This window comes from Acidiphilium sp. C61 (assembly GCF_905116885.1).
Taxonomy (GTDB): domain Bacteria; phylum Pseudomonadota; class Alphaproteobacteria; order Acetobacterales; family Acetobacteraceae; genus Acidiphilium.
On record NZ_CAJHNI010000003.1, the window covers coordinates 136406 to 149182 of the forward strand.

At 63.3% G+C, this 12777-nt stretch carries 14 protein-coding genes and 2 pseudogenes; 2 read left to right on the forward strand and 14 right to left on the reverse strand.

All coding sequences use genetic code 11. The features are described from left to right. Window positions 1-17 precede the first annotated feature (17 nt). From HUW10_RS00965 to HUW10_RS01015, 11 genes are all read right to left on the reverse strand, one after another. Window positions 18-824, reverse strand: a complete 807-nt coding sequence (locus HUW10_RS00965) for an IS5 family transposase (RefSeq protein ID WP_011930548.1) — start codon at window positions 822-824, stop codon at window positions 18-20. Between the two features lie 66 nt (window positions 825-890). Next, window positions 891-1316, reverse strand: a complete 426-nt coding sequence (locus HUW10_RS00970) for a transposase (RefSeq protein WP_307781102.1) — start codon at window positions 1314-1316, stop codon at window positions 891-893. A 313-nt stretch (window positions 1317-1629) separates the two neighbouring features. Then, window positions 1630-2781, reverse strand: a complete 1152-nt coding sequence (locus HUW10_RS00975; RefSeq protein WP_236656144.1) for a cyclopropane-fatty-acyl-phospholipid synthase family protein — start codon at window positions 2779-2781, stop codon at window positions 1630-1632. Between the two features lie 176 nt (window positions 2782-2957). Next, window positions 2958-3332: a transposase gene (locus HUW10_RS18610; RefSeq protein ID WP_174501857.1), complete on the reverse strand. Its 375-nt coding sequence runs from the start codon at window positions 3330-3332 to the stop codon at window positions 2958-2960. A 538-nt stretch (window positions 3333-3870) separates the two neighbouring features. Then, window positions 3871-5853, reverse strand: coding sequence for an AI-2E family transporter (locus tag HUW10_RS00985; RefSeq protein WP_011930506.1), 1983 nt, complete (start codon window positions 5851-5853; stop codon window positions 3871-3873). Window positions 5854-5897: 44 nt separating this feature from the next. Then, window positions 5898-6971 (reverse strand): PHB depolymerase family esterase, encoded by a 1074-nt coding sequence (locus HUW10_RS00990; RefSeq protein WP_050751056.1) that lies wholly within the window; start codon window positions 6969-6971, stop codon window positions 5898-5900. A 349-nt stretch (window positions 6972-7320) separates the two neighbouring features. Next, a complete protein-coding gene (locus tag HUW10_RS00995; protein ID WP_011930545.1) occupies window positions 7321-7491 on the reverse strand; it encodes a CsbD family protein in 171 nt (56 codons plus the stop codon). Window positions 7492-7925: 434 nt separating this feature from the next. Then, on the reverse strand, window positions 7926-8483 hold the full coding sequence (locus HUW10_RS01000; protein WP_011930509.1) for a helix-turn-helix domain-containing protein: 558 nt from the start codon (window positions 8481-8483) through the stop codon (window positions 7926-7928). Window positions 8484-8612: 129 nt separating this feature from the next. Continuing rightward, window positions 8613-8837, reverse strand: coding sequence for a hypothetical protein (locus tag HUW10_RS01005; protein WP_043508772.1), 225 nt, complete (start codon window positions 8835-8837; stop codon window positions 8613-8615). A 13-nt stretch (window positions 8838-8850) separates the two neighbouring features. Then, window positions 8851-9189 (reverse strand): hypothetical protein, encoded by a 339-nt coding sequence (locus tag HUW10_RS01010; RefSeq protein ID WP_011930511.1) that lies wholly within the window; start codon window positions 9187-9189, stop codon window positions 8851-8853. Between the two features lie 51 nt (window positions 9190-9240). Then, the gene (locus HUW10_RS01015) at window positions 9241-9483 is read right to left on the reverse strand and encodes a YMGG-like glycine zipper-containing protein (protein WP_043508773.1); all 243 of its coding nucleotides are present in this window, start codon (window positions 9481-9483) and stop codon (window positions 9241-9243) included. Window positions 9484-9968: 485 nt separating this feature from the next. Between HUW10_RS01015 and HUW10_RS18225 the strand changes: the two are divergent. Next, a pseudogene (locus HUW10_RS18225) lies at window positions 9969-10217 on the forward strand (transposase); the annotation flags it as partial. Here the strand turns inward: HUW10_RS18225 and HUW10_RS18615 are convergent. From HUW10_RS18615 to HUW10_RS01030, 3 genes are all read right to left on the reverse strand, one after another. After that, on the reverse strand, window positions 10194-10823 hold the full coding sequence (locus HUW10_RS18615) for an ISAs1 family transposase (RefSeq protein ID WP_196796256.1): 630 nt from the start codon (window positions 10821-10823) through the stop codon (window positions 10194-10196). The pseudogene HUW10_RS18225 and the gene HUW10_RS18615 sit on opposite strands and share 24 nt — an antisense overlap. Continuing rightward, the gene (locus tag HUW10_RS01025) at window positions 10742-11365 is read right to left on the reverse strand and encodes an ISAs1 family transposase (RefSeq protein ID WP_011930514.1); all 624 of its coding nucleotides are present in this window, start codon (window positions 11363-11365) and stop codon (window positions 10742-10744) included. The genes HUW10_RS18615 and HUW10_RS01025 overlap by 82 nt, the downstream gene beginning before the upstream one ends. 444 nt (window positions 11366-11809) lie before the next feature. Then, window positions 11810-12082 carry a hypothetical protein gene (locus HUW10_RS01030; RefSeq protein ID WP_081432806.1) on the reverse strand — a complete coding sequence of 91 codons (273 nt, stop codon included), beginning with the start codon at window positions 12080-12082 and terminating at the stop codon, window positions 11810-11812. A gap of 370 nt (window positions 12083-12452) precedes the next feature. Here HUW10_RS01030 and HUW10_RS01035 point away from each other — a divergent pair. Next, window positions 12453-12770: pseudogene (locus tag HUW10_RS01035) on the forward strand (transposase); the annotation flags it as partial. Between the last annotated feature and the right edge of the window lie 7 nt (window positions 12771-12777).

Consider the following 12777-nt stretch of genomic DNA (forward strand, 5'->3'; position numbering starts at 1 on the left):
CATTTCGAATCGGATTATTAACGAGCCAATCTGCGTAGCAGGAGAATGCTGGACGCGGCGTAGAGGAAGGCCTCGACACTCTCGATAGTGGCTTCGAAATCCTTTGCCAGCCGCCTGTTGCGATTGATCCAGGCGAAGAACCGTTCGACGACCCAGCGTCGAGCGATGACGGCGAAGCCGACCTGGTTGTTGGCCTTGCGCACCACCTCGATGCGGATCGGGCTGGCGTCGGCGACACGGGGCCCGGCATAGCCGCCATCTGCGTAGCCCAGCGCCACAAACGGCCAACTCGCACGCGACGCACGGAGCAGCGGTCCAGCCCCGTCACGATCCTGGATGGCCGCCGAATGGGCCTGCAGCTTGAGCGCCCGGCCGTCGGTATCGACCATGGCGTGCCGCTTGCGCCCCTTGATCTTCTTTCCAGCATCGTACCCCCGCGTGCCGCCACTCTCTGTCGTCTTGACGCTTTGACTGTCGATCACGGCCGCCGTCGGACTGGCCTCGCGACCCACCCTCTCGCGGTCGCGCATCACCAGATGGTGGTTGATCCGCTCCCAGGTGCCGTCGTCGCGGAACCGGGCAAACCAGCGATACGCCGTGGGCCACGGCGGAAAGTCCTTCGGCAGCAGGCTCCAGGCAATCCCACCACGCAAGACGTAGAAGATCGCGTTGACAATCTCGCGCATCTCCCACTTCCGATGCCGGCCGCATCGGCTCGGCGCGGGCAGGAACGGCGACAGGAGCAACCACTCCGCGTCGGTCACGTCACTTCCATAGCGCAGTCCGGTGCGGCTATGCTGCGCACGGGTGGTTGGCGTCCACATGGTGTCTCCGGCAAGGCTTCGAACACCTGCCCGGAATCACATTTGGCCCAACCATCCAACCCCTCATCAAAAACGTTCCGACCCCATTCCGAAATGGCCTCTTAGCATGCAGAAGAAATTCTCGATCAGATGACGCCATTTGTAGGTTTCGTGGTCGATTTTCAGCTTCAGTGCCCGGGCCGGGTGCTGGGAAATGCCGATCCTGGCGCCTCTTTCGTTGAGTTCTGCGACCAGAGCGTTGCTGTCGAATGCCTTGTCTGCGATCAATCCACCGAATTCGACGTTGTCGATCAGTGGCGGGACCTCGATGCTGTCATAGCGATTGCCCGGCATGAGACGAAAGCGCACAAGGTTGCCCAAGGCATCCGTCAGCGCCAGAATTTTGGTTGTCATGCCACCTTTGGAACGGCCTATGGCCTGGCTTTGAGTCCCCCTTTTGCGCCCTGGCCGTGACGGTGGACTTTGACGATCGTGGCGTCGACCATGGCGTATTCCATGTCGGGTTCATCAGATACCGCGTCGAAAATCCGATGGCCATCTCGGAAGAAACTTCCTGCTCGGCGTCGACGGTGATGCCATCAACGCCGTCCTCGCCGGCGTCGGACACAACCCCCGCCTCCTCCGCAGATGGTTGATCAGGCTTCTTTGTGCCCTCCTCGCATGGCTCTATGCCGCAAACCGCTCACCAAGCCTCGGCTTCGCCCACCGCCAGATCACATAGTTCACAGGTGACCACCTAAATTCAACTTGAGACGTCGTGCTATCCGTCCGGCAGCACGAAGCTGGTCGCCAGTCGAACTGGAAGCTAATCGACCATGTAATCACGGCGAATTGGCAACGCGTCCAGCCGCTTTGTCAACTGGATCTGGAACACTACGTTCGTCCGCATCCGGAAGCCGATCTCGCACAGGACGAGATAGAATTCCCACATCCGGTAGAACCGCTCGTCATAGAGGCGCACCACATCCGCCCGCCGCGCGACGAAACGCTCGCGCCAGTGCCGCAGCGTCTCGGCATAATGCAGCCGCAGTACCTCAACATCGGTTATGATCAGGCCGCTCCACTCCACAGCGGCGGCAATCTCCGACAGGGATGGCAGGTCGGCCCCGGGAAAGATGTATTTCCGCAGAAACGGATTGATCGGCGCGGGATGATCCGAATACCCGATCGTGTGGATCAACGCGACGCCGTCATCCGTCAGCAGGTCGCGCAGCTTCGCAAAGAACTCTGCATAGTTCCGCTTTCCCACATGCTCGAACATCCCGACCGAAACGATGCGGTCATAAGGACCCGCTTCGTCGCGGTAATCCTCCAGATGAAACCCCACGCGCTCGGCAACCCCGGCTGCCGCGGCCCGCTCGACGCTCAGTCTGTACTGCTCGGTGCTGAGTGTCACGCCCGTAACCTCGGCATCGCAGTGCGTCGCGATATCGAGGCACATGCCGCCCCAGCCTGAGCCGATGTCGAGAACCCGGAGTCCGCGCCGGTCGAGCAGCAGCTTCGCCATGATGTGCCGCTTCTTGTTCGCCTGCGCCGTCTCCAGATCATCGTCCGGCGAGTGGAAATAGGCGCAGGAATACTGCATGTCCCGGTCGAGAAACATCGCATAGAATTCGTTCGACAAATCGTAATGATGGGCGACGTTGCGCCGCGCCCGCGACATCGGGTTCGACTGCCGCACGTGGCGCCGGGCCCGGTTGAGCAGCGCAAGCCATGGCAGCGACCGCGCCTGACTTGCATTGCGCCCGATCACGGCAGCGAAGTCATAGAGCGTGCCCTCTTCAATCCGCAGTGCGCCGTTCATGTATGCCTCGCCCACCGTGAGCGCCGGATTGACGGCAAGCCGATACTCCATGGCCTTCGACATCAACCTGATTGTCGCGCTGGGCGCGGAGCCGTCGCCGACCTTGTGCAAGCGGCCTCCGGCATCGATCACGCCGAGGCTGCCGTCGTGCACGAGCGATTTCAATATCGAAATAAACATTGCGCCCGTTCGGTTCGCGTCTTTCCATATGCCAACGGGAGATTGGCTCGTCCGACACAATGATATCGCCAATGAGCCACGGTTCGCAACCGTTCATGGTCCGTTGGCCGGATCAGCCGCTTCTCGTTCTACTCGATCCGCGTGAGGCCTTAGGGCCTGATAACGGGCGCGAAGACGCCGGCACCGAGCAGCACTGAACGTCCGCTTCCGGGATCACTCGAACGGCCGTTCAACGGCAGCCGTGGGTCAGGGTGAACTTTGGCTGCGCGACGGCAAGGCTGAAGCGGCCCTCGATCCATGGCCCGGGCTGGGCGGGGCAGTGCAGCACTGCGCCATTCCGCTGTCCCACCCTCGGGTTTTGGTGTCCGCCCCCGTGGTACCGTGATCTCGAGCGGGCCGAACGAGCCGAGGATTTGCCGATGACGGGTACCATGGCGATATCCGACGGCCGCTTCGCCACCCCGGCGGTATTGCCCCCGCCCGAGCGCCATCGTCAGCTCTTCCTCAAGCATGATCCTTGCCATGCTCCAGCACCATCCGGACCGCTCGCTCCCGCACCTCAGGCGAATACCGTACCGATGTCTGCCACTTTTCCATTGCTCCATCCTCAATAGTTGGAGCCTCAGGGATTCCCGGCGCGGTTCATTTCAATGAAACCGCCGATCCGATCCCGGACGCCTGTCTCGATCGGGTCGAACCACGCCGTCGCGTCAAACAAGCTGGTTCTCGTTGACCCCGTGCTATTCTTCTCCATGGCGTGATCTCCATCGGCGCTCGAACGTCGAATCTGGTGGTTGAACTCACCTTGGCATTACGCCACCCAGAATTTCCACACACTTCAAAACGCCACCAAAACCAGCGCTACCACCGTCAGCCAGGACCGCTACCGCGCTGCCCTTGCCGGACTCGAACACATTTTCACCCTCATTACTATCCCAAAGCGTTGAACAGCCCTCACTGCGGCAGTAGCTGGGCGTCTCTGTCACGGTGAGTCGAATACTATGACGCGGTGAATGTGACGGTGGCGGGCCCTGCTGCCATCGGGCGCACGCCGTCGTCCGGCTACGGCTCGGGGACAGGTGCCAACTGACGCACTCTGTCGCTTGCCGGGCCAAGCGCCTCCGCGAGGCAGGCGACGACCATGTCGTGCAGCGAACCTGCATAGATATCGGCGGCCACGGCAGCACGCAGCCTGTCGTCACTCACCATGTTGGAGGGCCAAAATCCGACAAGAATGCAAACCGACGGGCTGCGTGCCCGCAGCCGACGCACGGTGTAGCGCAGATCGGAGGATGTGCCGGCAATGCCGGAATAGGTCAGGCAGACCATCTGCACGCCCACGATGTCGAGCGTGTCGGCCGCACGCAGGCTAACGGCTTCATGCGTCACGACGCTGGCGCCGATCCCGCGCTTGCCGAGCAGCTGAGCGAGCATCGCCGACGCCAGATCATCGAGCGGGCCGCGGCCGGCCACGCACAGCACCGCGGAAGGGGCCTGCCAGTCCGGCGACAGGCCGACCGGCTCGCCCAGCCCGGCAGGCGGCCCGGGCTCGCGCGATTCCGGCGTTGCCTGCCGATCTGACGGCAGCCTCGCCGGTCCCGCGGCAGTCAGAAGCGTATCGCTGTCGTCATGGTCGCCGATTTCCTCCAGCAGTCCCTGCACCCCGGCGATGATCCGAATGGTCTGCGCCTCGGTCAGCACCCCGCGCTCGATGTCGATTGTGGCCAGTCGCAAGCCGGGGATCGCGACCTCATCGTAGTATGCCGACAGCGTACACGACTTCAGCAGCTGCTCGGCGTCGTCTTGCACTTCGTCCAGTCGGCCTGCCAGCATCCGGTTGTAGAAGCTCTCTACCGGCGTCAACGCTGAACGGTCGCCGAGCAGCACGTCGAGGAACTTCAATCGATCCACATGGCGGCCCAGAATGACCAGACAGAGTGTGAGCGGCATCGACAGGATCAGCCCGACCGGCCCCCACAGCCAGCTCCAGAAGATCGCCGCGACCACGACGGACAGCGGCGACAATCCGGTGCTGTGCCCATATGCCATCGGCTCGATCACCTGGCCCATCACGCCCTCGCTAACCACGAACAGGGTCCCCGTCCACAGCAGCATCGACCAACCCGGATCGACTGCCGCGGCAAGCGCAAGCGGTAGCGCGGCCGCGAGCCACGGGCCGATATACGGAATGAAGCGCATGAGGATCGCCATGATGCCCCACAGCACCGCGCTCGGCACGCCGATGACGAACAGACCGAGGCCGATCATGCTGCCGAATGCAGTGTTCAATGCCAGCAGGGTCAGGAAGTACCGGCTCAGGCGGTGCCCGGCCTCATCCATCGCGGTCATCGTCCGGTGCAGATCGCCGGTGCCGAGCATGCGGATGAGTCGGTCGCGCAGATCCTCGGGCCGCAGCAGAATGAAGATCGCCACAACCACGACGATGGCCGTAGTCATCAACGGCGATAGGATCGGCGTGAGGACGCGCCTCGCCAGCTTCATCAGCGACGGTTCCGGCTGATGGACCTCCACCGGTATCGGCTTCGCGGCCGCGTTGGTGGGTGCCGCGGCGGACGCTGCACTGACGGTCGTGCCGGCGCTCGCCGGCGCGCCGGCCGACGCGTGGCTGTCGCGATTGATTTGGCTGCCCATGCTCCCGACGAAAGCGGAGAGGCGGCCAAACGTCGCGCTCTGAACGGCATCGACCTTCTGCTGGATGGTGTCCGTATAACGCGGGATGTCGTCGGCAAGATCGGCGACCTGGGTGCCGATCAGGCCGGCGGTGCCGAGGATGACGCCGAGCGCCAACAGCACTGCGAGTACTACCCCCGGCACCCGCCCCAGCCCGGTGCGGCGGAGCAGATTTACCAGCGGGGCGAGCAGGAACGACAGCAGCACCGCCAGCGTGATCGGGATCAGCACGTCGCGGGCGATCGACAGCGTGGCGACCGCCACCACCACGCTGATCAGCGTCATCAGCCCCGAGGTGTCATTGATCGCGGCTGGCGTGCCCGGTCGCGCCCGTGGCGGCGACAGATCTATCATCAACGTAGCCGTGGTACTGGTGTTACGAGCATCGGCGAACCCATTCAGCGGTGCAAGGCCGCGCGTTTGGCGTGGTCATTGTTCAGAAGCCAGAACGTCGCGATCTGGCGCGCGGCGGACAGATCCGCGCGCGCCAGATACGGGCTGGTGCGGCCGCTCCCGGGCAGGCTGGCATCGACGGGAAAGCCATGCCCGATCGCGGGCAGCGTCCAGATCTCGACGGCGGGCGGTCGATCGGGCCGGCCCCAGGTCCGATGCCGATGCCCCGATGCCACGTTGTCGGTCCTCGGCGCCGTATCCTGGCCATGCAACTCGCCCCATTGCGCCGCGAGTATTTCGGCGTTCGCCGGATCAACCGTGCGATCTCGGCCGCCTTGCCAGATCGAGACGCGTGGCCACGACCGTCGTGAACGGGCCTGCGTCACTGCACGGACGTCGCCAGCGAGCGCCTGCCGCGACCGCGACATGTTTGCCCGTCGCATGTGAAGCATCGCTGCGACCTGGGTTTGCGCGCAGCCGACCGGCATGCCCGCGACAATGCCCCCCGCAGCGAACACCGCAGGGTATGCGGCGAGCATCGCAGCGGCCATGCCGCCGCCGGCAGAAAATCCGACAATGTAGATTCGTCTTGGGTCGGACCCATAGCGTGCGACCGCGACTCTCAGCATCTGGCGAATCGACATCGCCTCGCCGCCGCTCCGGCGGACGTCATCAGGGCGGAACCAGTTGAAGCAGCGGCCACGGTTGTTCGCGTGAACCTGTTCGGGCACCAGCAGCGCGAACCCCAACTCGTCCGCCAGCGCGAGCCAGCCGGACGCGTTGGCAAAGGCTGCGGCATCCTGGCCGCAGCCGTGCAGGACGACGACCAGCGGCCGGCCCGCGGGCAGCCGGGCGCGGGCATGAACCAGCATCCTCAATGCGCCGGGATTGGAGCCGAACCCGACGACTTCCGACACGCAACCTGCCGACATGCGAGCCGCCGACACCGGCCGATCCACCAACGCCCGCTTCCAGACGCGGGCGGCATCCTTTACCAGCGCCGCGGCCTGCCGCCGCGCGACTTTGGTGGCGCGGGAGTGGCGTGCGATAGCGTTCGCCCCACCCAGCCACATGCGCATGAATGGGGTCTTTCCAGTCAACCTTTTCGACAAGACACTCACCTCACGTCTGCAACACCTTCTTGTCCGCACCAACGGCCGGCTTGGTGCACTGTCTGTCTCACCGCGTGAGCTGTCTGATAGCGTGACTATCATCCGATCATATGCTTCCATCCGATCGGCTGTTGCTCTTGAAGCGAATGTATCTGTGATGTTCTCAGACATGGGCACGCTTGGGCAGGTTGCGATCAACCACCGCCGAGCGCCGATGGATCTGCCTTGGCGTCGAGCCAGACATCGGGTGGGGCACTCAAGCGCGCGCTGCGGATGTGAACGCAGCCGTCCCACATAGTAGCGCGCGTGCGGAATGCTATTTCCGGACGGAATCCTTCAGACCGCCGACCGTATTCTGCACCCTGCCCTCGGTCTTGCCGGCACGTCCTTCGGCTTGCAGCTTGGCATCGCCGACGAGTTTACCGACGGCCTCTTTCACGGCGCCCTTGATCTCTTTCGCCAATCCAGCTACGCGATCCTTGTCCATCAGCCGGCTCCCGTTACGATCTCTGCTAAGGCTTTGCACGAAACCCGGTGCGGCTCGTTCGCTGTCGATCGCTATACTGGATCGTGTGATCCGGCCTGCCGAGGCCTCAATAATTAGCAGGGCCTCACTTCCCATAGAAGGCTCGGAAACTACGCATCTCCGGCTCTGCGTACTCGCCCCGTGGAGGCCGCGCCAGGGCGGGCGTCTCGAGGAGGCTTATCACACTTCATCAAAGCGTTCGACGATGCGGTCGCGGCATACCCCGGCGCGGCGACCAGCTCAGCCGCCACCTGCGGCTCCAATGTAGGGCACACATATACGCTCCGACGCCCGCGAGAGGCCCGCCAGGCCACGGCCCGAGCGTTCCGCGAAGGGCGCGTGGCGGGCGTCCGGTTCGGCATGCCTTCACGCGCACGCGCGCCGGCGCGACGCGCTCATCCGCGCGATGCCGAGGGCGGCGCATATGCCAACTCGGCGAGCTCTTCGAACGCGGAGATCAGTGGCTCGGTCCGGACATCTCCGACCGTGACACTCGATACCTCATGCTCGGCAAGGCTGTCCAGCATCCGGGTAACGCATCGCCGAATTGCCGGATTCCGAATCCGACTGAATCTATCGGCGATCTGGTCGATATCGTCATATTGGCGCATGTCCACGGCGGCCTGCCCGACGCCGCCCGCGGCGCGACCGCCGACCGGACACCCGGTTTCGGCCTTTGGCGCCTGCGGCGAGGACGCCGAATCCGTGTAGAAATAGGCGAGGTCCACGCCGAGCGCCTGCGCTAACCGGAACAGGTCCGCTGGTGCGACATGCTGTATGCCGCGCTCGTAGGCGGCGATCCCTCTCACTGGCACGCGCAGTGTCATCGCCAGTTGCCGGCGAGAGAGTCCAATTTCCGCGCGCCGTGCCGTGATCTGACCGCCGATATGGGCGTCGAGAGATGCGACCTGCAATGACACTATGTTGCGCGGACGGCCTGTTCTGTCATCCATGTTCCATACCCCACCTATTGACGGCACGCGCGAAGCGAGCGGTCGAGCCTACAATCTGGCAGACCCGACCGCTCGCCGGACAGCCTCGGAAATTACTCATGCAGCGCGGTGGCGGCGCACGCCATCGCGCTACTCCATCGTCGTCGAGCGCGTGGTCTGCGTGGTCGTGGTCACGGGCGCGCCCAGCATTGGCGGCGCCGCCGCGGTCGCTGTGGTCGAGGTGCTCGTATGTTGCGTCGTCGTCGTCGTCGCGGTGTCCGGCGAACCGCCACCGCAGCCGGCGAGGACCAGGACGGCCCCGCTCATCCACGTGGCAAGCAGAATGCGTGCCGCGGTGGTCTTGTTCGATCGCATGATGTCCTCCGGTTCATTTCGTGGTCGAGTATGGAGACGTTGTGTCGGTCGTGGTGCTAGTGTGTGGCACAGGTGTAATCGTGGTGGTGCTGGTGGACTGGCTGACCGCACCGTCTTCGCTGCCATAGGTCGTCTTCCGCGATTGCGACGTATTCCCGGCCGCATCGACGCTGCGGCTGGTTTCGGTCGTGCTCAGCGTGCCGCTCGGCGACGGCATGACCGGCGTCCACGTCATCGCGGTAGGCTGTAGCGTATGGGCGGTGGATGTTGTGGTCGTCGTCTGCGCGTTCGCGCCAGCCGTCGCCAGAGCGAGGCCGGCGCCGAGCGGCGTGATAACCTGAATGCGGTTCATGGATTCTTTCCTGCTTTCAGGGTGTTTAAACGTCACCTGGGCGGGTTCCGGTTAACGGGGCGAGAGGTTGATCGTGCTCGGACTGGTGAGACCGCCGACGGCTGCACCCACGCCACCGCCGATCAGCGCGCCACCACCCGGCCCGATGCCGGTCACCGAACCGACAACCGCGCCCGTCCCTGCGCCGATCGCAGCACCGGACAGGGCACGGCCTCCCGGCGAATAGCCGCAGCCGCCGAGTAGCAACCCGGCTCCGGCGGCAACGGTGAACCAAGCCAGTCTATACGATCTCATGCTAAAGCTCCTGATGGACGCGCCATGGTCGCGCGTCGGGTCCGCAGCACCTCTGTGTTGGCCGGTAGGCGGGTGTTTGACGCGCATGCCGAGATAGTCGCACTGCTCAACATGGCGACCCGCGAAACGATCATGCAGGACCGGAATCTACGTAGTTCCCAGTGGAAGAAATCCGATCTCGCCAATGTGGCCGAGGCTTCCGAGCGCGCGCGATACCGAGCCTTGCAAAGCCGGGGCGCGGCATTGTGGGCTATTTGGCCGGAGTCTTGTCCACCTCGACGGTCTTGGAGTGGGCCCTTCTCAGCGTGCGCCGTGGGCGCAGTCGAAAATTCCTCCCACTATGTCCAAGACGTCACCTTCGCCGAGAACGTTGGCGTCTTGGATTGTGTGGAAATTGCCTGTGGCGGCGTCTCTGGTTTGGGGAGCCTGACGAGGTCAGGCGACGAGATTAAGATGCATTGAGGCAGGAGGTTCTCCGAGGCTCTGCCCACAAGACGCGCCTGGTCAAGGACTACGTGGCCTCGACCGCGGGGCGTCTGACGCTGCATTTCCTTCCAGGCTGCGCGCCGGAACTGAACCCGGACAAGTTGGTCTGGAGCCATGTGAAGCGCACCGGCGTGGCCAGGAATCCGCTGCGCAAGGGTGAGAAGCTGCGTGATAAGATCGACGCCCAACTCGCCGCCATCAAGCGAGTACCTGCACTCGTGCGCTCATTCTTCCTCGCCCCCAGTGTCATGGCTGTTCAACGCTTTGGGATAGTGATTGAGAGCGAGGATGTGGTAGAGGTCGGCAAGCGCGGCGCGGTAGCGGTCCTGGCTGAGGGTGCTGGCGCTGGGTTTGCTGTTCATCAGGATGTTGAAGGCGAAGCTGCGCAATCGGGCGATGACGCCAGGGTTGGTTCGGATCCGGGATCGATCCTCTGCGAAGGTGACGTCTCGGACATAGTGGGAGGAATTTTCGATGCCCCAATGTGCGCGGATGGCCTTGGCGGCGATGGCGGCGGTGAGGGATGTGTTGGCGACGTAGAAGGCGGTGTCGTGTGTCAGCTTGAGCAGGCCGGTTTCGGGATTGCGGGTGGCGATTGCGCGCTCGACCTGAATGATGGCGGTGACATGGGGATGCCAGTCGGTGCCGGCGAGCGCGCAGGCGGGATTGAAGGCGGAGACGGTGCGGGTTTCGTCACGATTGCGGCCGCGGTCGCGGGTCCGGAAGACGTCGTATGGGGCGCTCGATGTGGCGATATGGTGGATCGCCTGCTTCAGCGTCGGTTGATTGTCCTTGACCTGGACGATGAGGCTGATGTTGCCCGCCTGGGCGACGTTGAAGGCTTTTTTTGGCAGTGCAGGGCATCCAGGGTGACGAGTGTGTCCTTGGCGATGCCCAGTTCGGCGAGCAGCGCCTGGGCGGCGGGGATCTCGCTGGATTTCTCGCCGATCTCGACATGAGCGAGCACCAGCTTGGTGTCGGTGGCGAAGGCGCTGAGCACATGAGCCGCGGTGCGGTCATGGAACCTGTCGAAACTGCCGCGCAGGGTCTTGCCGTCGAGCGCAATGCTGGCCGTGCCGGGCTTGGTCCTGGCCGCCTGCAGCAGTGCCGCGTGGCGTCGGAACGCGGCCTCCACCGCGCCCGGATCGAGCCCCTGGAGGATGTAGCGGATCGCCGTGTGCGAGGGCGCCCGGCGCCATTTCAGGCCGAAGCTGCGGTTCAACCGGCGGCGATGGACGTCGATGAAGGTGACGATGCCGCGATACGAGTTGCTGCCGCTGATGATCGCCAGGATCGAGAACAGCAGGACATGCGGCAGCTTGTAGAGCTTGCCTTCCGCGCGCCGCGGATCGGGAACCTCTGCCAGGATATCGAGCAACGAGCTGAACGCGGCCATGACAACCTCCGTATCGGTTGCCTTCCCAAGAATCCCAAATCCCGCCGGTCGGGAATCCCCATATTCCCCAGAAAGTCAGTTCGCCCCCACAGTGTTGCGCATCCGACCCACCCCAACTCAGAAACCAGCGTTGAACAGCCCTACCGCCAGTGTAGCCTATTACAGACTGTTAAGTAAGAGTCCGGTTGAGGCTGCCTACCCAGTTGATCGTCACGTTGCATCCGCAGCCGCATATTCACGACCTGTGTGAATATGCGATATGCATGTGTTAGACAGACACCCTCTATGCAATCCCAAGTTCCTGTGCCGATCGTTCCTGTTATTGTCCGCATCGACTGTCCCAGCACCGCAAGCCCGCTCCGAAAAACATGATACCGAGAATTGCCAGATCAGGTAATTCAGGAAAGACCGGCCACTCGGAAAAGTCTTAAGCTATACCAAGACCTATCTGGCAGGTGGTTTGGCCGCTTCAACCGTCTTGGAATGGGCCTTCTCGGAATGCGCCATGGCCGCGGCAGCATGCAGCCTGGCGGGTTCGTGCTCACCCATGTTGAGATGGTGTGCGGCCTCGAGGTGATGGTGTTCTGCTACGGCGTGATGCGATGCCGCAGCGATATGCACGGCGGCCGCCGGATGATTGGGGGCCGATTGGTGGGTGCCGGGGCTGACCGCGGCGGGATTCGCTATTGTCATGTGATTTCTCCAGAAATGGTCCAAGGTTACCGTTCATGGGAGGCATATGATAGCTTGCCCAAGAACAAACTCAAGATATCAGACCATCGCATTGCCCGGTAGGATCGGGAAATACTTACATCGCCAACTATCCGACGTCACACTTAGATTCGGTCCAAGATGATATTCTATTCTTACAGTGCCTTCGTAGCATCAGCCGAATTGAGGCCCAGAGGATGAATGCCAGGGCGTTGGTTCGGTTGAGGCCCTCCCAATCCATGCTCAGGCCCGGCATCGGTTCGACCAGGCAATGATGCGTTCCCCATGCGGTGATCGCGATCCAGCGGTTTGATCTGTCAAACCGGGGGCGCGAAGCGAGCGGGTGGTCCGCTTGTTGGAGCCGAGGGAGGCAATCATGGCGCACTACGCAGGACTGGACATTTCGGACAAAGACACCGCCATTCACGTTGTGGACGACAACGGGAAGCTGGTCTGGCGGGGCAAGAGGGCCAGCGAGCCGGAGGTGCTCGCCGCGGCCCTGCGCCGGCATGCGCCCGAACTCGTTCGGGTCGGGCTCGAGACCGGACAGTTGGCGCCGTGGCTCTACCATTCGCTCAAGGACCTCGGTTTTCCGGTGATCTGCCTCGATGCGCGCCATGCACGCGTGGCGACAGCGTTGCAGCGGAACAAGACTGACGCACACGAAGCCGAAACTTTGGCGCAGTTCGTCCGGTAGTGTC

What these genes read in the sequence shown, in the direction of transcription:
- HUW10_RS01000 (WP_011930509.1), bottom strand. Translation starts at nt 8,483, where the DNA reads ATGGATGACAGAACAGGCCGTCCGCGCAACATAGTGTCATTGCAGGTC.
- HUW10_RS01015 (WP_043508773.1), bottom strand. Translation starts at nt 9,483, where the DNA reads ATGAGATCGTATAGACTGGCTTGGTTCACCGTTGCCGCCGGAGCCGGG.
- HUW10_RS00985 (WP_011930506.1), bottom strand. Translation starts at nt 5,853, where the DNA reads ATGATAGATCTGTCGCCGCCACGGGCGCGACCGGGCACGCCAGCCGCG.
- HUW10_RS01010 (WP_011930511.1), bottom strand. Translation starts at nt 9,189, where the DNA reads ATGAACCGCATTCAGGTTATCACGCCGCTCGGCGCCGGCCTCGCTCTG.
- HUW10_RS00995 (WP_011930545.1), bottom strand. Translation starts at nt 7,491, where the DNA reads ATGGACAAGGATCGCGTAGCTGGATTGGCGAAAGAGATCAAGGGCGCC.
- HUW10_RS00965 (WP_011930548.1), bottom strand. Translation starts at nt 824, where the DNA reads ATGTGGACGCCAACCACCCGTGCGCAGCATAGCCGCACCGGACTGCGC.
- HUW10_RS00990 (WP_050751056.1), bottom strand. Translation starts at nt 6,971, where the DNA reads ATGCGCATGTGGCTGGGTGGGGCGAACGCTATCGCACGCCACTCCCGC.
- HUW10_RS01025 (WP_011930514.1), bottom strand. Translation starts at nt 11,365, where the DNA reads ATGGCCGCGTTCAGCTCGTTGCTCGATATCCTGGCAGAGGTTCCCGAT.
- HUW10_RS18610 (WP_174501857.1), bottom strand. Translation starts at nt 3,332, where the DNA reads ATGGCAAGGATCATGCTTGAGGAAGAGCTGACGATGGCGCTCGGGCGG.
- HUW10_RS01005 (WP_043508772.1), bottom strand. Translation starts at nt 8,837, where the DNA reads ATGCGATCGAACAAGACCACCGCGGCACGCATTCTGCTTGCCACGTGG.